Source organism: Vibrio sp. K4 (assembly GCF_051122595.1).
In the GTDB taxonomy this organism is placed as follows: Bacteria; Pseudomonadota; Gammaproteobacteria; order Enterobacterales; family Vibrionaceae; genus Vibrio; species Vibrio owensii.
In genome coordinates, this window is record NZ_CP178577.1 from 2,556,963 (window position 1) to 2,576,588 (window position 19,626).

17 protein-coding genes are annotated in these 19,626 nt (G+C 46.1%); 15 read left to right on the forward strand and 2 right to left on the reverse strand.

What is annotated here, in order from left to right; translation table 11 throughout:
* The first annotated feature begins 99 nt into the window (after positions 1-99).
* From leuS to lipA, 12 genes are all read left to right on the forward strand, one after another.
* Positions 100-2,679, forward strand: a complete 2,580-nt coding sequence (gene leuS / locus ACLIIY_RS11475; RefSeq protein ID WP_434527628.1) for a leucine--tRNA ligase — start codon at positions 100-102, stop codon at positions 2,677-2,679.
* A 172-nt stretch (positions 2,680-2,851) separates the two neighbouring features.
* Complete coding sequence (gene lptE, locus ACLIIY_RS11480) at positions 2,852-3,409, forward strand: LPS assembly lipoprotein LptE (protein ID WP_009705650.1); 558 nt, start codon at positions 2,852-2,854, stop codon at positions 3,407-3,409.
* A gap of 5 nt (positions 3,410-3,414) precedes the next feature.
* Positions 3,415-4,434, forward strand: coding sequence for a DNA polymerase III subunit delta (holA, locus tag ACLIIY_RS11485; RefSeq protein WP_009705649.1), 1,020 nt, complete (start codon positions 3,415-3,417; stop codon positions 4,432-4,434).
* Positions 4,435-4,524: 90 nt separating this feature from the next.
* Entirely contained in the window at positions 4,525-4,842 is a 318-nt protein-coding gene (rsfS, locus tag ACLIIY_RS11490; RefSeq protein ID WP_005425840.1) for a ribosome silencing factor, read from the forward strand.
* A 4-nt stretch (positions 4,843-4,846) separates the two neighbouring features.
* On the forward strand, positions 4,847-5,317 hold the full coding sequence (gene rlmH / locus ACLIIY_RS11495; RefSeq protein ID WP_005447517.1) for a 23S rRNA (pseudouridine(1915)-N(3))-methyltransferase RlmH: 471 nt from the start codon (positions 4,847-4,849) through the stop codon (positions 5,315-5,317).
* A gap of 29 nt (positions 5,318-5,346) precedes the next feature.
* Complete coding sequence (gene mrdA, locus ACLIIY_RS11500) at positions 5,347-7,272, forward strand: penicillin-binding protein 2 (protein WP_434527629.1); 1,926 nt, start codon at positions 5,347-5,349, stop codon at positions 7,270-7,272.
* Positions 7,272-8,393: a rod shape-determining protein RodA gene (gene rodA, locus ACLIIY_RS11505; protein ID WP_434527630.1), complete on the forward strand. Its 1,122-nt coding sequence runs from the start codon at positions 7,272-7,274 to the stop codon at positions 8,391-8,393. Before mrdA ends, rodA begins: the two co-directional genes overlap by 1 nt.
* Positions 8,394-8,396: 3 nt before the next feature.
* Complete coding sequence (locus ACLIIY_RS11510; RefSeq protein WP_009705646.1) at positions 8,397-9,200, forward strand: septal ring lytic transglycosylase RlpA family protein; 804 nt, start codon at positions 8,397-8,399, stop codon at positions 9,198-9,200.
* A gap of 92 nt (positions 9,201-9,292) precedes the next feature.
* Positions 9,293-10,471, forward strand: coding sequence for a serine hydrolase (locus tag ACLIIY_RS11515; RefSeq protein ID WP_005438576.1), 1,179 nt, complete (start codon positions 9,293-9,295; stop codon positions 10,469-10,471).
* 126 nt (positions 10,472-10,597) lie between these two features.
* A complete protein-coding gene (gene ybeD / locus ACLIIY_RS11520) occupies positions 10,598-10,876 on the forward strand; it encodes a DUF493 family protein YbeD (protein WP_005384135.1) in 279 nt (92 codons plus the stop codon).
* A 176-nt stretch (positions 10,877-11,052) separates the two neighbouring features.
* Positions 11,053-11,715 (forward strand): lipoyl(octanoyl) transferase LipB, encoded by a 663-nt coding sequence (gene lipB / locus ACLIIY_RS11525; RefSeq protein ID WP_005438575.1) that lies wholly within the window; start codon positions 11,053-11,055, stop codon positions 11,713-11,715.
* Entirely contained in the window at positions 11,712-12,677 is a 966-nt protein-coding gene (lipA, locus tag ACLIIY_RS11530) for a lipoyl synthase (protein WP_009705644.1), read from the forward strand. Before lipB ends, lipA begins: the two co-directional genes overlap by 4 nt.
* Before the next feature lie 289 nt (positions 12,678-12,966).
* Here the strand turns inward: lipA and glyA are convergent, their stop codons facing one another.
* Positions 12,967-14,217, reverse strand: a complete 1,251-nt coding sequence (gene glyA / locus ACLIIY_RS11535; protein ID WP_005440106.1) for a serine hydroxymethyltransferase — start codon at positions 14,215-14,217, stop codon at positions 12,967-12,969.
* Between the two features lie 347 nt (positions 14,218-14,564).
* On the opposite strand from glyA, the gene ACLIIY_RS11540 reads away from it, so the two are divergent.
* The 3 genes from ACLIIY_RS11540 (at position 14,565) to ACLIIY_RS11550 (ending at position 17,815) form a co-directional block, all read left to right on the forward strand.
* A complete protein-coding gene (locus tag ACLIIY_RS11540; RefSeq protein ID WP_009705643.1) occupies positions 14,565-15,167 on the forward strand; it encodes a YitT family protein in 603 nt (200 codons plus the stop codon).
* Between the two features lie 90 nt (positions 15,168-15,257).
* Entirely contained in the window at positions 15,258-16,784 is a 1,527-nt protein-coding gene (locus ACLIIY_RS11545) for a winged helix-turn-helix domain-containing protein (protein WP_434527631.1), read from the forward strand.
* 131 nt (positions 16,785-16,915) lie between these two features.
* Positions 16,916-17,815: a hypothetical protein gene (locus ACLIIY_RS11550; RefSeq protein WP_434527632.1), complete on the forward strand. Its 900-nt coding sequence runs from the start codon at positions 16,916-16,918 to the stop codon at positions 17,813-17,815.
* A gap of 94 nt (positions 17,816-17,909) precedes the next feature.
* Here the strand turns inward: ACLIIY_RS11550 and treC are convergent, their stop codons facing one another.
* Positions 17,910-19,595: an alpha,alpha-phosphotrehalase gene (treC, locus tag ACLIIY_RS11555; protein ID WP_434527633.1), complete on the reverse strand. Its 1,686-nt coding sequence runs from the start codon at positions 19,593-19,595 to the stop codon at positions 17,910-17,912.
* Positions 19,596-19,626 lie beyond the last annotated feature (31 nt).

Genomic DNA, 19,626 nt, shown 5'->3' on the forward strand with positions numbered 1-19,626 from the left:
TGGCTATTGTTGTGATCCCTAGCTTTAGGTATTCTATGACGATCTATTTAAGTCTGTTCTAACCGAACTCACAAATTCCAAGATAACCGGATACCATCGATGCAAGAACAATACAATCCACAAGACCTTGAACAGAAAGTTCAAAAGCACTGGGATGACAACAAGACCTTTGTTGTAAGTGAAGACCCAAACAAAGAAAAATTCTACTGTCTATCCATGTTCCCATACCCAAGTGGCCGACTGCACATGGGTCACGTGCGCAACTACACCATCGGTGACGTAGTATCTCGTTTCCAACGCCTACAAGGCAAAAACGTAATGCAACCAATCGGTTGGGATGCGTTTGGTCTACCTGCAGAAAACGCAGCGGTTAAAAACAACACCGCGCCTGCACCTTGGACTTACGAAAACATCGAATACATGAAGAACCAACTTAAGCTTCTTGGCTTTGGTTACGATTGGAACCGTGAATTCGCAACATGTACACCTGAGTACTACCGTTGGGAACAAGAGTTCTTCACTAAGCTTTACGAGAAAGGTCTGGTTTACAAAAAGACTTCTTCTGTTAACTGGTGTCCAAACGACCAAACTGTTCTTGCAAACGAGCAGGTTGAAGACGGCTGCTGCTGGCGTTGTGACACTCCAGTAGAGCAAAAAGAAATTCCTCAGTGGTTCATCAAGATCACAGAATACGCTCAAGAGTTGCTAGACGATCTAGACAAACTTGAAGGTTGGCCAGAAATGGTTAAAACCATGCAGCGCAACTGGATCGGTCGTTCTGAAGGTGTTGAGCTTAAGTTTGAAGTTAAGGGTCAACAAGACCTAGAAGTTTACACAACACGTCCAGACACACTAATGGGTGTGACTTACGTTGGTATCGCAGCAGGTCACCCTCTAGCGGCTATCGCAGCAGAGAACAACCCAGAACTAGCAGCGTTCATCGAAGAGTGTAAGAACACTAAAGTAGCAGAAGCTGAATTGGCGACAATGGAGAAGAAAGGTATGGCAACAGGCCTTACTGCTATTCACCCATTGAACGGCCGTGAAGTTCCTGTTTACGTAGCAAACTTCGTATTGATGGACTACGGTACAGGCGCTGTAATGGCAGTACCTGCACACGACCAACGTGACTTCGAATTCGCAACTAAGTACGGTCTAGATATCGTGCCTGTTATCAAGCCAGTTGATGGCAGCGAGCTAGACGTTTCTGAAGCAGCATACACAGAGAAAGGTGTACTGTTCGATTCAGGTGAATTTGACGGCCTAGAGTTCCAAGCGGCATTCGATGCAATCGCAGCGAAGCTAGAAGCAGAAGGCAAAGGCAAAGGCACGAAGACAGTAAACTTCCGTCTACGTGACTGGGGTGTATCTCGTCAACGTTACTGGGGTGCGCCAATCCCTATGGTAACGACTGAAGACGGTGAAGTTCACCCAGTACCAGCAGACCAACTACCAGTCATTCTTCCAGAAGACGTGGTAATGGATGGCGTAACAAGCCCAATCAAAGCAGACAAAGAATGGGCGAAGACAACCTTCAACGGCGAACCTGCTCTACGTGAGACAGATACGTTCGATACGTTCATGGAGTCTTCTTGGTACTACGCACGTTACTGTTCACCACAAGCTGACGACATCCTAGATCCAGAAAAAGCAAACTACTGGCTACCAGTAGACCAGTACATCGGTGGTATCGAGCACGCTTGTATGCACCTATTGTACTCTCGCTTCTTCCACAAACTGCTACGTGATGCAGGCTACGTAACGTCTGACGAACCGTTCAAACAACTACTGTGTCAAGGCATGGTACTAGCAGACGCGTTCTACTTTGAGAACGAGAAAGGCGGTAAAGAATGGGTTGCTCCAACTGACGTTAAAGTTGAGCGTGACGGTAAAGGTCGCATCACTTCTGCTACTGACAACGAAGGTCGCAACGTTGAACACTCAGGCATGATCAAGATGTCTAAGTCGAAGAACAACGGCATCGACCCACAAGAGATGGTAGACAAGTACGGTGCTGACACAGTACGTCTATTCATGATGTTTGCTTCACCAGCAGACATGACACTTGAGTGGCAAGAGTCTGGCGTAGAAGGTGCTAACCGCTTCCTGAAACGTGTTTGGAAACTGGTTCACACTCACGCTTCAAAAGGCGCAGCTGAGTCTGTTGATACAGCTGCACTTTCTGGTGACCAAAAAGCGTTACGTCGCGACGTTCATAAGACAATCGCAAAAGTGACTGACGATATCGCTCGTCGTCAAACATTCAACACTGCGATTGCCGCTATCATGGAACTGATGAACAAGCTTGCGAAAGCGCCTCAAGAGTCAGCACAAGATCGTGCGATCCTTGATGAAGCACTTAAAGCCGTAGTTGCAATGCTTTACCCAATCACTCCGCACATCTCATACGAGCTATGGACTGCGCTAGGTGAATCAGACATCGATAACGCAGTTTGGCCAACGTTTGACGAGAAAGCACTGGTTGAAGACGAGAAGACTATCGTTGTAATGATCAACGGTAAGCTACGTGCGAAACTAATTGTTGCTGCTGACGCTTCAGAAGAGCAAGTTCGTGAGCTTGGTCTAAACGATGAGAACGCGAAGAAGTTCCTAGATGGCCTAACTATCCGTAAAGTCATTTACGTACCAGGTAAACTATTGAACATCGTTGCAAACTAGCCGATCGCTATTAACGAAACGCAGCTTGCAAAAACTCAACGCCGAGCGAACTTATTCGTTCGGCATGAGTCTTTTTAACAGGGTGAGTCATCACCCTGTTTATTTACCTCAAACCATTCACGTCGAGTGGTTTAAGGTAAATAACCCCTTCAATTTAGGATGAATACAATCAATGCGCTTTTTCTCTTTGATTAAACTACCAGTGGTATTGGTATTAGCGGGGCTTCTTTCTGCCTGTGGTTTTCACCTTCGTGGTGAGTACTCCGTTCCGGAAGAACTGCACACAATGTCTTTCACGAGCTACGACGAATACAGCCCTCTTACGCGCTACATCCGCGATCAACTTGAATTGAATAAAGTCGACTTGGTTCAACCATCTTCGAACACACCAAACCTGCATCTCATTGAAGCAACCATCGACGAGCGCACGCTATCTCTGTACCAAAACAGCCGTGCGGCAGAAAAAGAACTGACTTACGTAGTGAAATACCGCGTGACCATTCCAGGCTTCGGCGCAAAAGACTTTACGACAACGGTAAACCGTAACTACCTAGACAACCCACTAACTGCACTAGCAAAATCGGTAGAACGTGACGTTATCGAAGACGAAATGCGTCAACAAGCGGCTAGCCAAATGATGCGCCAGCTAGGTCGTGTTCGAGCGGAATACGAACAAGGCCACGTTTCTCCTGAAGTGACAAACGCTAACTCTACGAACACAAACTCTTAATCAGAATGCGAATTTTTGCCGACAAGCTGGCTGACCATCTAGCGAAACACATTAAGCAGGTTTACCTGATCTTTGGTAATGAACCTCTGTTGATTCAAGAAAGCCGTCAAACGATCCAAAACATGGCTCGCCAACAAGGCTTTGAAGAAAGACACCGTTTTGCTGTCGATGCCAGCTTAGATTGGAATCAAGTGTACGACTGCTTCCAAGCGCTAAGCCTATTCTCTAGCCGTCAGCTCATTGAACTGGAACTGCCAGAGGCAGGAGCTAACGCAGCGATCAGTAAAGAGCTGGTCAACCTATGCGAAATGCTGCACGACGACATCATGCTTGTGGTTGTAGGTAGCAAGCTGACCAAAGCGCAAGAGAACGCAAAGTGGTTTAAAGCTCTGAGCGGCAAAGGCGATTGGGTAAGCTGCTTAACGCCGGATTTACAGCGTCTGCCAATGTTCGTCCAAGCACGATGCCGAGCTTTAGGGCTAAAAGCTGATCAACAATCACTGCAAATGTTGGCACAGTGGCACGAAGGTAATTTGTTCGCGCTATCGCAAAGTTTAGAGAAACTTGCTCTACTCTACCCTGATGGTGAACTGACCGTTGTACGCTTAGAAGAGGCTCTAAGTCGCCATAACCACTTTACAACGTTCCACTGGATTGATGCTCTGCTTGCTGGCAAAGGCAACCGTGCCCAACGCATTCTGCGCCAACTGGAAGCAGAAGGCGTAGAAACCGTTATTCTGATCCGTAGTGTCCAAAAAGAGTTCAACCAACTACTGAATATGCACCGCGACTTAACCCAAATGGGCATGAGTCAGGTGTTTGAAAAGCATCGAGTGTGGCAAAACAAACGCCCACTCTACAATGCTGCGCTGACTCGTCTGTCAGCCTCACGAATTTGTGCACTTTTGTCTCTTTTGGCGCACGCCGAGATAAAAGCTAAAACCCAATATGATGAATCTGTGTGGCCAACGATCCACCAGTTGAGCTTAGAAACCTGCTCTCCTGATATTAAGCTGGCAATTTAAAATTCAAAGCGTGATATAGTGCGCGACCAGTTTTGATAACTATCACTCAAAACGCCCACAGACAGAAAAGAAAATACCGAGGAAAACCGAGTGCTTCGCGAAGAACTTAAAGACTTTTTAGCCGATAAAGCCGACGACATGAAAGCGGAAGAGATTGTTATTCTAGATGTAGAAGGCAAATCAAGCGTGACAGATTACATGATCATTTGTACTGGTACGTCTAAGCGTCACGTTTCATCTATCGCTGATCACGTCGCATCTGAAGTGAAGAAAGCAGGTCTAGAGCCGCTAGGTATGGAAGGCGAAAATGAAGGTGAATGGGTTGTCCTAGATATGGGTGACGCAATGCTTCACGTGATGCAAGAAGAGCACCGCGAGCTTTACCAACTAGAAAAACTCTGGGGTTAATCGTTTGAAAATTCAACTAATTGCCGTCGGCACAAAAATGCCAAAATGGGTCGAAGAAGGTTTTCAAGAATACCGTCGTCGTTTCCCACACGATATGCCACTCGAGTTGGTTGAAATCCCTGCGGGCAAACGCGGCAAAAATGCAGACATCGCGCGTATCTTGCAAAAAGAAGGCGAAGCGATGTTGGCAGCCGTGCCGAAAGGTGCACGTATCGTCACCCTAGATATCCCGGGCAAAAAGTGGGACACCCCACAACTGGCAGAGCAATTGGAAGCGTGGAAACTCGATGGACGTGACGTATCGATTCTGATCGGTGGCCCTGAAGGTTTAGCTCCAGCATGTAAAGCCGCAGCAGACCAAAGTTGGTCACTGTCAGCCCTGACGCTACCGCACCCACTTGTGCGTATCGTGATGGCGGAAAGTTTATACCGAGCGTGGAGCATTACTGCTAACCACCCTTACCACCGCGAATAATCGCTACTAAGCTGTAGAGACAAGCGTTAATGATTCGTAAACGCCGCAGTCAAATTCGAGATTACCAAGCAGAAGCGCGCCTATTTTCTAGTCGCGCTATTTTTGCTTTTCTGGGTATCGTCATTTTGATGGGCTTGCTGATCGCCAACATGTACAACATTCAGGTGAGCCAGTTCCAAGACTACCAAACCCGTTCTAACGACAACCGCATCAAAGTGGTGCCAATTGCACCTAACCGTGGCCTTATCTATGACCGCAACGGTATTTTGCTCGCTGAAAACCGCCCTGTCTTCAACCTGGAACTGACTCCAGAAAAAATCAAAGACATTGACGGTACGATCAAAGAGCTACAAACCATCCTTGAGATCACGCCAGAACAGGTCGAGCGTTTCCATCGTGAACGCAAGCGTACTCGCCGCTTCAAATCGGTACCATTACTGACTCAATTAGATGAAAGCCAAGTGGCTATCTTCTCGGTAAATCAATACCGATTCCCAGGTGTGGAAATCAGCGCAACACTGAAACGCTATTATCCATTCAGTGAAGTTCTTACCCACGTTATCGGCTACGTATCGCGCATTAACGATCGCGATATGCAACGTCTGATCCGTGAAGAGAAAGATGCCAACTACCAAGCGACTCGTGACATCGGTAAGCTAGGTATTGAAAAGTACTACGAGGATTTATTGCACGGAACGGCGGGCTATCAAGAAGTTGAAGTCAACAGTCGTGGCCGCGTGATCCGCACCTTAAAGTACGTACCACCGATCCCGGGTAAAGACATCGTATTGAACCTTGATATCAACCTACAGCTCTATGTACACCAACTGCTTGATGGTCGACGTGGCAGTGCTGTCGTACTTGATCCAAGAGACAACGGCGTACTTGCGATGGTGTCGAGCCCAAGTTACGACCCGAACGCTTTCGTTCACGGTATTTCTGGCAAAGCATACCGCGCCCTACTGAACGATAAGAATCGTCCGTTGGTAAACCGAACGACGCTAGGTATCTATCCACCAGCCTCAACTATCAAGCCATTTATGGCAGTGGCAGCGCTGGAAGAAGGGGTTATCACACCAAAAACAACACGTAATGACCCAGGTTACTGGCGCATTCCAAATTCAGACACTCGTCCATTCCGTGACTGGTTACGATGGGGCCATGGCCGAGTTGATATCATTAAATCGATTGAAGAATCCGTAGATACCTTCTTCTACCAAGTGGCTTATGACATGGGTATCGACCGCATCTCGAATTGGATGATGATGTTTGGTTTTGGTGACTACACGGGCATCGATATTTACGAAGAAAGTAAGGCCAACATGCCGACTCGTGAGTGGAAGATGGCTCGTCATAAAACGCCTTGGTACAAGGGTGACACGATTCCGGTTGGTATCGGTCAGGGTTACTGGACTGCAACGCCAATGCAGATTGCCAAAGCAACCTCAGTACTGGTCAACGAAGGTGCTGTGACCGCTCCTCACTTATTGAAAGCCACCATCGATAACGGCGGTGATTTCGAAGAGCAAGAAAATTCAGAATACGTCACCTACCCACCGATTCAAAATGTGCCAGACAAGTACTGGAATATGGCGAAAGAAGGCATGCGTTTAGTAAACCATGGTACGAAAGGCACCGCTCGTCGCTCTTTCTACAACATGGATTACCAAACCGCAGGTAAGTCTGGTACGGCTCAGGTATTTGGCCTTGGCGAAGACGAAGAGTACAACGCCGATGAAGTCGCAGAACACTTGCGCGACCACGCCTTGTTCACTGGCTTTGCCCCATTTGAAGACCCTGAAGTTGTGGTATCAGTCGTACTAGAAAACGCCGGTGGTGGTTCTAGTAACGGTGCGCCAGTCGCGAGAAAGATCTTCGACCGAGTGATTATCGGCCCTGAAAAAATAGAACCTGATGAAGAGCAAAACAACGCGAAAGAAGAGGTAACGCAGTAATGAAAATGGATCCCTCTACAGGTAAAAACCGCGCCCTGTTTGAACGCTTCCATATCGACTTGCCGTTATTGCTCGGCATCTTTGCATTGATGGGCTTTGGCCTAGTTATTATGTACAGCGCAAGTGGCCAAAGCTTGGCGATGATGGATCGCCAAGCGATGCGTATGGTGCTGTCTTTGGTTGTGATGATCGTTCTGGCGCAAATATCGCCCAGAACCTATGAAAGCCTCGCCCCATTGATGTTTGTTGGTGGTGTGGTTCTGCTGTTTGGTGTGCTGTTCTTTGGGGAAGCCTCCAAAGGTGCTCAGCGCTGGCTAAACCTTGGCTTCGTTCGATTCCAACCTTCCGAACTTCTCAAACTCGCGGTGCCATTAATGGTCGCGCGTTACATCGGCCGCCAACCACTTCCGCCGACCTTCAAAACACTCATCATCGCGCTAATTATGGTCTGCTTACCGACCATTCTTATCGCAAAACAGCCTGATTTAGGTACGTCGATTCTGATTGCCGCTTCCGGTATTTTCGTTATTTTCTTGGCAGGTATCAGCTGGAAGATCATTGCGGGCGCTGCAATCGCACTCGGTGGTTTCATTCCTATTCTGTGGTTCTTCTTGATGCGCGAATACCAAAAAGTTCGCGTACGTACTCTGTTTAACCCAGAATCAGATCCGCTTGGTGCGGGTTACCACATTATCCAAAGTAAAATCGCGATTGGCTCTGGTGGTATTTCAGGCAAAGGTTGGCTGCAAGGTACTCAATCACAACTGGAATTCCTTCCAGAGCGACACACTGACTTTATCTTTGCAGTAATTGCAGAAGAATGGGGTATGATTGGATTTCTTTGCCTACTAACCATCTATCTATTTATTATTGGCCGAGGTCTCTACCTCGCTAGCCAAGCGCAAACTGCGTTTGGTCGAATGATGGCAGGCAGTATTGTACTCAGCTTCTTTGTGTATATTTTTGTAAATATCGGCATGGTGAGTGGCATCCTACCTGTAGTAGGCGTACCTTTACCGTTGATCAGCTATGGTGGTACCTCAATGGTGACGCTGATGGCTGGTTTTGGCATTCTAATGTCGATCCATACGCATCGAAAAGCATTCTCTAAGGCAACCTAGACCATGCAAAAACGCGCTTTATATTCCTTAGTCTTCTCTGCTGTGATTTTGGCCGGCTGTTCTTCTACCGACCAAAAAAAGCAAGACGGCCGTTATGAACTTGAATCCGACGTGGCTCCTGACAAACCACTTTCGGTCGAGCACATTGAGGATGCGCATCCTAAATATGAGCCGTACAGCTTAGGCGGTAACAGCGATTACAACCTACGCGGTTCGGATTACAAAATCGTTCGTGATGCGAAAGGCTTTACAGAAAAAGGCCGTGCCTCATGGTACGGCAAGAAATTCCAAGGCCACTTAACATCGAACGGTGAAATCTACGACATGTATTCGATGACAGCGGCGCACAAAACGCTGCCACTGCCAAGCTACGTGAAAGTAACTAATACCGACAATGGCAAATCAACCGTTGTACGTGTTAATGACCGTGGCCCTTTCCACGAAGGTCGCATCATTGATTTGAGCTACGCCGCGGCACATAAGCTAGATGTCGTAAAAACCGGTACTGCGAACGTAGAGATTGAAGTCATCACGGTAGACAAACCAACCGATGAAAAGTCACTCGCTGCGCACCCGAGATATGTCATCCAAGTTGCTTCTTCAAAATATGAAGATCGAGCGCGAACTTTAGGCCAAGAGCTTGGTCAAAAGCTGGATACGGAAACTTTCTTGGAATCAACGAAAGATACGTATCGCTTGTTGTTGGGTCCATATACTGACTATTCCCTGACGCAAGCCACTCTGGATAAAGTAAAGTTGCTCGGCTATTCGTCCGCATTTATTAAAAAACACAAAACTGGCAAATGACCTTGGTGTCATGATTTTCTATGCAGAGCCCCTCTTACATAAGTGGGGATTCTGGTAAGATGTCGACAGTTAACCAAAAAATTTGAATTACCATGAATAAAAATAAGTTTGTGAAATCTATTCTCGTTTCTTCGGTTGCCCTATCTGCAACCATCGCTCAATCTGCTTTTGCTTCACCAGTTGTTGTCCCAGATGCGCCTCAAATCGCAGCTAAAGGCTATGTCCTTATGGATTACAACTCAGGTAAAGTTCTGGCTGAGAAAGAGATGAACACAAAATTGTCTCCTGCTAGTCTGACAAAAATGATGACCAGCTACGTAATTGGCCAAGAGCTAGCGCGTGGTAATATTTCAGAAGACGATGATGTGACCATCAGTAAGAATGCTTGGGCGAAAAACTTCCCTGATTCTTCAAAAATGTTCATCGAAGTAGGCACAACGGTTAAGGTTCACGACCTAAACCGCGGCATCATCATTCAATCAGGTAACGATGCTTGTGTAGCAATGGCAGAACACATTGCTGGCTCAGAAGACGCATTCGTTGATCTAATGAACGCATGGGCAAACACACTAGGCATGAAAAACACGCACTTCGCGAACGTTCACGGTCTAGACAACCCGAACCTATACTCAACGCCTTACGATATGGCGCTACTTGGTAAAGCACTTATCCGTGACGTGCCAGACGAGTACCGTATCTACTCAGATAAGAAGTTCACTTACAACGGCATCACTCAGTACAACCGTAACGGTCTACTGTGGGATAAGAGCATGAACGTTGACGGTATCAAAACGGGTCACACGAGCAATGCAGGTTACAGCCTAGTAAGTTCTGCAACAGAAGGTCAGATGCGTCTGGTTGCTGTTGTAATGGGTACAAAAGATGCGAACGCACGTAAATCAGAAAGCAAAAAGCTACTGAGCTACGGTTTCCGTTTCTTCGAAACAGTAGCACCACACAAAGCGGGTGAAACCTTCGTAGAAGAAAAAGTATGGATGGGTAACAAAGACACAGTAGCACTGGGTCTTGACCAAGATACTTACGTGACGCTGCCTCGCGGTGAAGCGAAGAACCTAAAAGCAAGCTTCGTACTTGAAAAAGAGCTAGAAGCCCCAATTAAGAAAGGTGATGTAGTTGGTAAGCTATACTATCAGATTGATGGTGAAGATATTGCTGAGTACCCACTAATGGCACTGGAAACAGTAGACCAAGGCAGCCTATTCAGCCGCATGTGGGACTACATCGTATTGTTGTTTAAGAGCTTCTTCTAACAGTCGCTTCTGACCAACAAACAAGTCTGCAAAGCCGCCAACTAGGGCGGCTTTGTTAATCTTGAGTTCACCCTAATTTGACTGTACTATTTCGCACCGCAACGAATACCAACTGGAGTTACCGATATGCTAACCATCAACTCTGATGCAAAATTGAAAGACCTGCTTGAGTTCCCTTGTTCATTTACATACAAGGTAATGGGTCATGCAAAGCCTGAGCTTCCAGAGCTAGTTCTAGAAGTTATCCAGCGCCATGCTCCAGGTGACTACAGCCCAACAGTAAAACCAAGTGCTAAGGGCAACTACCACTCGGTGTCTATCAACATCACTGCAACGTCTATCGAGCAGGTTGAAACCCTTTACAAAGAACTGGGTGAAATCGACATCGTACGCATGGTTCTATAATTTTTTGATAAATTAAATTTTTTTTGAAAGCAGCTTCAGCTGCTTTCTTTTTATTTATCATATAGATAATGCAAACCAACATATCTTTCAGTTAAAAATCTGTTACTCAGCTGTAGAGCATCGGGTTCATCCGGTTTATAATCCAAAAACTTTATTTATTAGCGACAGGAATTCCCATGCAACACCAACTTGTTGTGAAACGACTTGGACGCCAAGATTATGAGCCTGTATGGAAGGCGATGCATGAGTTCACTGACCAACGCACAGACGACACGCCTGATGAAGTTTGGTTGGTAGAGCACAACCCAGTATTCACGCAAGGTCAGGCAGGTAAAGCCGAGCACCTAATCAATACGGGTGACATTCCTGTTGTTCAAAGCGATCGTGGTGGTCAGGTGACTTATCATGGCCCAGGTCAACTAGTCGCGTACTTCTTGATCAACCTACGTCGCAAGAAATTAGGAGTGCGAGATCTCGTTACGCACATCGAGAACCTCGTTATTAACACTCTTAAGGCATACAATATCGATTCTGCTGCGCGACCTGACGCCCCAGGCGTTTATGTCGACGGTAAAAAAATATGTTCTCTCGGACTTCGCATTCGAAAAGGATGCTCATTCCATGGCCTAGCGTTGAACGTCAATATGGACTTAGGTCCGTTTTTACGTATAAACCCATGTGGCTATGAAGGAATGGAAATGGTTCAGGTTAGCCAAGTTGGTGGGCCAGAAGACATCGAAGCCGTGGAAAAACAACTAATACAAGAACTCGTTACTTTGCTTGATTACGAGCAAGTAGAATTCAGCACAGAAGCACCTTCTCAAGGTAACAAAGCATGAGCAAACCAATCCAGATGGAAAAAGGCGTTAAATACCGCGACGCCGACAAGATGGCATTGATTCCCGTAAAGAACATGCCTACAGAGCAGAAAGAAGTGCTACGTAAGCCTGATTGGATGAAAATCAAGCTACCAGCAGACAGCCAACGTATTCAAGACATCAAATCAGCAATGCGTAAGAACAACCTTCACTCAGTATGTGAAGAAGCATCTTGCCCTAACCTAGCTGAGTGTTTTAACCACGGTACGGCTACTTTCATGATCCTAGGCGCGATCTGTACTCGCCGCTGTCCATTCTGTGACGTTGCCCATGGTCGTCCGCTTGCTGTTGAAGCTGAAGAGCCGAAGAAACTAGCGAAAACCATCGCAGACATGAAGTTGAAGTACGTTGTAATCACTTCAGTTGACCGTGATGATTTACGTGATGGCGGTGCAGAGCACTTTGCTAACTGTAACCGCGAAATCCGCGAACTGAACCCGCACATCAAGATTGAAACGCTGGTTCCTGACTTCCGTGGTCGTATGGATGTGGCACTTGATCTAATGAAAGACAATCCGCCAGATGTCTTCAACCACAACCTAGAAACGGCACCTCGTCTGTACCGTAAAGCTCGCCCAGGCGCGAACTACAAGTGGTCACTACAATTGCTGCAAAAATTCAAAGAGCAGCATCCAAATGTACCGACGAAATCAGGTCTAATGATGGGTCTTGGTGAAACCAAAGAAGAGATTATCGAAGTACTGAAAGACCTTCGTGCACATGGCGTAACTATGCTGACTCTTGGTCAGTACCTAGCACCAAGCCGTCACCACTTACCAGTAGAACGTTACGTTCCACCTTCAGAGTTTGACGAGCTAAAAGAAATCGCACTAGAACTTGGCTTCACTCACGCAGCGTGTGGGCCATTTGTTCGCTCTTCTTACCATGCCGATATGCAGGCTCAAGGTATCGAGATTAAATAAGCACTCGCTTGTTTTGAATAGAAAGGTTGGCTCAGTGCCAACCTTTTTTGTCTCTGCTGAATCTAAACTACTGTCGTTCTCATAACGAGCCTATCTCCTCAAACCAATAGCGCATCATTCCGAAGAGCCCAGGCGATATCAGGAGTCTCATTTCAACGCACTCTCTAAGCTGATATATCCATACGCTAGAAAAACAAAAAGGCCCTCAAATGAGGGCCTTTCATCTATCAAATAATCAAACCGAATCGCAGAAATAGAACGAGTTCGCCTGAGTTATTTTCAAAAAAAGTTATGCGTATACTGGTAGACGCTTACAGATTTCTAGAACTTTCTGTTTTGTCGCTTCGATAACTTCTTCGTTGCCGATGTTATCTAGAACGTCACACATCCAGTTTGCTAGCTCTTTCGCATCATCTTCAGTGAAGCCGCGACGAGTAATTGCTGGCGTACCAACACGGATACCAGACGTTACGAATGGGCTGCGCGGGTCGTTTGGAACAGAGTTCTTGTTTACTGTGATGTTTGCTGCACCTAGTGCTGCATCTGCATCTTTACCAGTGATATCTTTGTCGATTAGGTCAACTAGGAATAGGTGGTTCTCAGTACCGTTAGAAACGATCTTGTAGCCACGCTCTTGGAATTGACCAACCATTGCTTTCGCGTTTTTCACTACGTTAGCTTGGTAAGCTTTGAATTCAGGTTCCATCGCTTCTTTGAACGCTACTGCTTTACCAGCGATAACGTGCATTAGAGGACCACCTTGACCGCCAGGGAATACTGCTGAGTTCAGCTTCTTGTACAGCTCTTCACCTTCGTTAGAAAGGATAAGACCGCCACGAGGACCCGCTAGCGTTTTGTGTGTAGTCGTTGTTACTACATGAGCGTGTGGAACTGGTGTTGGGTACTCGCCTGCTGCAATTAGACCAGCAACGTGTGCCATGTCTACGAATAGGTAAGCGTCAACTTTGTCTGCGATTTCACGCATGCGTTTCCAATCAACGATTTGTGAGTAAGCAGAGAAACCACCGATGATCATCTTAGGCTTGTGCTCAAGCGCTAGCTGTTCCATCTCGTCGTAGTTGATTTGGCCTGCTTCGTCGATACCGTAAGGAATAACGTTGTAGTGCTTACCAGAGAAGTTTACTGGTGAACCGTGAGTTAGGTGACCACCGTGCGCTAGGCTCATACCTAGAACTGTGTCGCCTGGGTTTAGAAGCGCCATGTAAACTGCGCTGTTTGCTTGAGAACCTGAGTGAGGCTGTACGTTCGCGTACTCACAGCCGAATAGTTGGCATGCACGATCAATTGCTAGTGCTTCAGCTTTATCTACGTACTCACAACCGCCGTAGTAACGCTTGCCTGGGTAGCCTTCAGCGTATTTGTTCGTTAGCTGAGAACCTTGTGCTTCCATTACACGTGGACTTGTGTAGTTTTCAGAAGCGATAAGTTCAATGTGTTCTTCCTGGCGAAGTGTTTCTTCCTGGATAGCTGCGAACAGTTCCGCATCGTAATCTGCGATGTTCATATCACGCTTAAGCATCTGTATCTCCTGACTCAGATTAGTACTGAAAGTTGCAAAAAAACCGACGAATGACCTAACGCAAACGTTTTCGTCACCATAATGGCGCGCATTCTACATAATTTGATCTAGGTCATAAAGAGAAATTTACAATTTTTCTCATGCAGTTTTTTCATGATGACAAGTAAGGATTATCATGGCGATGTTGCAATCGTTTAAACATGATTCGCTCACTGTCAAATTTGTGCTTTACACCCTGTAAAACAACAATTACATAGGTTTACCGCAAATTTTACCCTCTAGCTACCGAAAAGATCATCTTTTTACTACTATGCACGCCCTATTTATCATTAACGACTGCATATTAGATGGAAAAACACTCAAGAAAAGAAGACTGGATGGCAATTCTTACAGGTACCTTTTTGGTAGCTCAAGGCGTTTTCTTTCTCCAATCCGCAGACCTCTTAACCGGAGGCACAACAGGATTGGCTCTGCTTATTAGCCAATTTACACCTTTTACGTTTGGTGTGCTTTACTTTTTAGCCAACTGTCCATTTTACTTGCTCGCATGGAAACGCTTTGGCCGTCGTTTTGCGATTAATAGTGCAATTTCTGGCGCTTTGGTTTCTATCTTTGCGGATAATCTGTATTTACTGATTTCACTCGAGTCGATTAACGAGATTTACTGTGCAGTGGCAGGTGGCTTGCTTATGGGCTTGGGTATGCTGATCCTATTTCGTCACCGCTCAAGCCTGGGTGGCTTCAACGTATTGTGCTTATTCATTCAAGATAAGTTCGGTATCTCTGTAGGGAAATCTCAGATGGCGATTGATGCTTGTATCTTATTTGCGTCTTTCTTCTTCGTCACACCTTGGGTTATCGGCCTATCGATTCTTGGCGCATTCGCACTAAACCTAGTGCTTGCTATGAACCACAAACCACACCGCTATTCTGTGAGCTACGGTTCATAACCTGTCTACAATAATTGGAGCGCAATTTATAAGATTTTGCGCTCCAATGCCTATATAATATCTCGCCATTTCCTAATCACTCATGATGGTATGCGCGACTTCCTGCAACAAGCCAAACAAACCAACAGTCAGATTGTTATTGGCGAGCTGATCTACAAACCAGAGACTCAAACGCTTCACAAGCAAGCGATCGTTATCGATCTTGAGCCGCGTAGCATCGAGTTATTAGAACTGTTGCTCACCAGTGTTGGCCACCCGCTGTCTGCAGAAACCATCATAGAGACCATTTGGCAAAGTAAGTTTATCTCAAAGAACGTACTTACCAATCGAATCAGTACTCTTCGAGCCTTGCTACAAGAGCACTTACCAGAGCACGATGCCGCTAAGCTATTGGTGACCTACCCGCGTAAAGGCTACTTCCTCAATCCAGCGAACGTTCAACTATTGCCACCAGCAAAGTCGAGCAAGCGCAAAGCCAAACTCGCCAATGAGGGTAAAGCGCCCTCTTCACGCAAACTCAGGGTTGTTTATAGCTTATGTGCTTTATTCGCGCTGACCAGTATTGGGCTGGGTGTGGCTCTCTGGCAACAACAAGGCATTTCCACTCAGCAGACGCGTAACCAACTGCTGATCCCGAAAGTCGAGCTTCTCCTAAATCGTGTCGATGCAATAGGCACCGCTGCACGTGAGTATCGTACCGTGGTGAAAGCCATCTTACTCCAACAGCAAGTCGAATACCCTTATACTGATATTGCCAACCAAGATGCTCCGAGCTACTTTCTCGATCCAATCAACGAGACGCCTTATTTCCCCGGCGCACGCAACATGCAGACCAGTGATTATCAGCTCAATATCGAACTCAAAGACAGTCCGACAGAAGGCATGATAAAAGCGCAGATGAACCTGATTTACCCAGCGACAGGAAAGTTAGCGTTTAGAAATCAGTACGTCCTGCGTATCGACCACCTACAATCAGACTTATTCCGTTTGCACAGCGACATTGCTCAGTACTTTAATCTGCCAGAACCTTCAAAAAGCACTTGGCACTTTACAGACATACACGAAAAGATGTTGCTCGACGAGCAGTTTTCCAATTCACCAATTGATCACATGGACGAGTTCACTGCTATCACCATCGCTCGTCATCTTGCGTTGTACGAACAAGATAAAACCAAGCTAGAGGAATACCTCACTCAGGCTCAATCGGAATTTGATGTTCTCCCTGACGAACTGAGTTTGTGGCTTGGTATCTTGCACTACAAGTTAGGTAATCTCGATAAAGCCAAAACGTTACTGACGACGCCAGCTGGCGACTCACGAATTCAAAACGCCTTGGTGTACACCTTCGTTTCTCATATCGCTTACAAACAGAATAAGCTCGACCAATTCCGTCTCAATTACATGGAGTCTTTGGTGGCTCTGCTGCGCGTCATGCCTTCTGAAGAATTATTCAGTCGCTTGTCACAACCAGAATCAAAAGAGACCTGCTTACAACCTTGGACGAAACTGCGTGTCAGCATTAAAGAGAAAGAGATTGTGATGCGTTGGAAGGCGCTAATCGAAGAATACTGCACGAATATCGACGCTGAAATTACTCCAGATAAAACAAAGACCTAAATATAAAATTAAGCTTTCATTAAACTCTGTTAGCTTTTGTTTTTTGCCCTTTTTCTGCCACAAAACTTAGCATGGCGACATTCAAATAACGGCTCGATTTATCAGCCTTCTAAAATTAGGAATGTAAACTCATGCTTAAAAAAATGACGCTTATCGCAGCAGCTACGATCGCACTTTACGGCTGTGGTGGCGGCTCTTCTTCTGGCTCTTCAAGCGGCAATAAAGGCCCACAAAACAGCTTTGATTACCCGATTTCAAACTCATCTTTTGCACCAGTATCAAGTACAAAATTGCGCTATGACATTGCTTCTGATGAGCAGCAAATCGGTACAGTGACGATGGACTTTGAGGCAATGAGCAGTCAGGAGCTTATTGATGCTTTGTCTAACGTTCCACAATCGGCACCTGTGATTCAAATCATCCACGATCTGGTTAACAACGGTATCACTCAATTTTACCTATCTGAGCAAGTTGAAGAGAACGGCGAAGACGATAAGTCGATCTACTTTACCGGCACCGATGGCGCACTACACGAAATCACCGATGCCTACCTTGTTAACCGTATCTCTATCGCAATGCTTATGGATAGCAGCCCTGTGTTTCGCGTGGAAGGTTCGACGGTTAAGGAGAAAGATCCGAACATTGATATTAGCGTAAACACCATCTCAATTGATTTATCGCTGAATGGTGAACAAGTAGCTAACCTTTTGAATGATTTTGAAGATCACGAATGGGTAGAACAGCTGCCAGATAACGCAGATTGCAAAGCTTGGTGGAGCCAACAAATCACTGAGACAGGTGCACGTAAAACCTTCACTGTATCTGGTCAATCTATTGAAGCGGCATACCTGACCGAAAAGAACACCTATAACCTAAGATGTGATGGCATGGATTCTATGGAATTTGAAACATCAGCAGAGCGTTGGTTTAACCCTGCACTAGGCTTGATTGAGCAAGTTGAACTGTTGAAAGCCGAACAGACTCAAATCAGTGAAGAGAAAGCAACACTGAGCAAGATCGAGAAAGCATAAGCCGCAATCTTATCTCATAGAAAAAAGGCTTTGGGGAGCACTCCAAAGCCTTTTGTTTCGGATCGAAATCCTTAGGGGTACTTTTTATTTGCCTTTAAGACTCAATCAGCAAGATGCGTGTTTCGTAAGGACGCAGAACTTGGTGATTGGAAGCAATCGCGCTGGTCGTATTCTGATAGTTGGAAAGCAGATTCTTGGCTTTGCTCATATCAAAGCGCTCTGGTAACACACACTCCACTTCTTCGCCGTAGTAGTTGTTAATACACAACAGCGTTTGCTTGTCGTTCTGACGAGCGTAAGCAAAAATACGTTTGTGCTCTGGCAGCAAGTCCTCGTAACGACCATCAGTGATTACTTGAACCTGTTTACGTAGTTCAATCAAGCGCTTGTAGAAGTAGAACACCGAGTTCAAATCGGCAATCGCGGCTTCCGCGTTGATCTCAGAATAGTTATGAGATACCTCTAGCCACGGCGTACCTTCAGTAAAACCCGCGTGTTTCGCGCTGTTCCATTGCATTGGCGTACGTGAATTATCACGCGACTTCTGCGCCAAAATCGCCATCATATCGTCGTGAGATACGCCATCGCGATTGACCATAATGTCGTACATGTTCGTGCTTTCAACATCACGATATTGGCTGATTTCGGTGTAACCCGGGTTGGTCATGCCGATCTCTTCACCTTGATAAACATAAGGCGTGCCTTGCATCATGTGTACCGATGCCGCAAGCATTTTGGCAGATTCAACACGGTATTGTTCGTCGTTACCTAATCGGCTCACAACGCGTGGTTGGTCGTGGTTACACCAAAATAGCGCGCCCCACCCTTTGCCATTTAAGCCGGTTTGCCAGTGGTTGAAGATCTGTTTTAGTTGGATGAAATCAAACTGCGCTTTCGTCCACTTATCACCATTCGGGTAATCGACTTTCAGGTGGTGGAAATTGAACACCATCGACAGCTCTTTGCCATCTTGCGCTGAATACTGCTGACAATGCTCTAGCGTGGTGGACGACATTTCACCTACCGTCACACTGCCATATTTTTGGAACACCGCTTCACTGATCTCTTGAAGGTATTCATGCACACGTGGGCCGTCGGTGTAGAAACGGCGACCATCACCAATATTGTCACTTGGGAAATCTTGCTGCTTGGAAATCAGGTTGATAACGTCAAGACGGAAACCATCGACACCTTTTTCTGCCCAGAAGCAGATAACTTCTTTCACTTCTTCACGCACTACCGGGTTTTCCCAGTTTAAGTCCGCTTGCTCTTTGGCAAAAAGGTGCAAATAGTACTGACCCGTTTTTTCATCCAGTGCCCAAGCGTTACCACCAAACTTAGATTGCCAGTTGTTTGGCTCTGCACCATCAACCGGATCTTTCCAGATGTAGTAATCACGGTACGGGCTGTTTTTATCACCCAGTGCTGATTGGAACCACTTGTGTTCTGTCGAAGTATGGTTGACCACGATATCCATGATGATTCGAATACCCAGCTGGTGAGCCTCAGCCAGCAGGGTATCGAAATCTTGCATGGTGCCGAAATCTGGGTTGATCGCATAGTAATCGGAAATGTCATAACCATTGTCGATCATTGGCGATTGATAAACCGGCGTCAGCCAAATCGCATCCACACCAAGGTGTTTTAGATAATCCAGTTTAGAAATGATCCCTTTAATATCGCCCGTGCCTTTACTTCCACTGTCACAAAAGCTTTTTGGGTAAATTTGGTAGATGGTTGCGGTTTTCCACCAGCTCTCATCATGCTTGGTCATTGCCATTTCTAACGCTCACTTACCATTAAACGGAAAC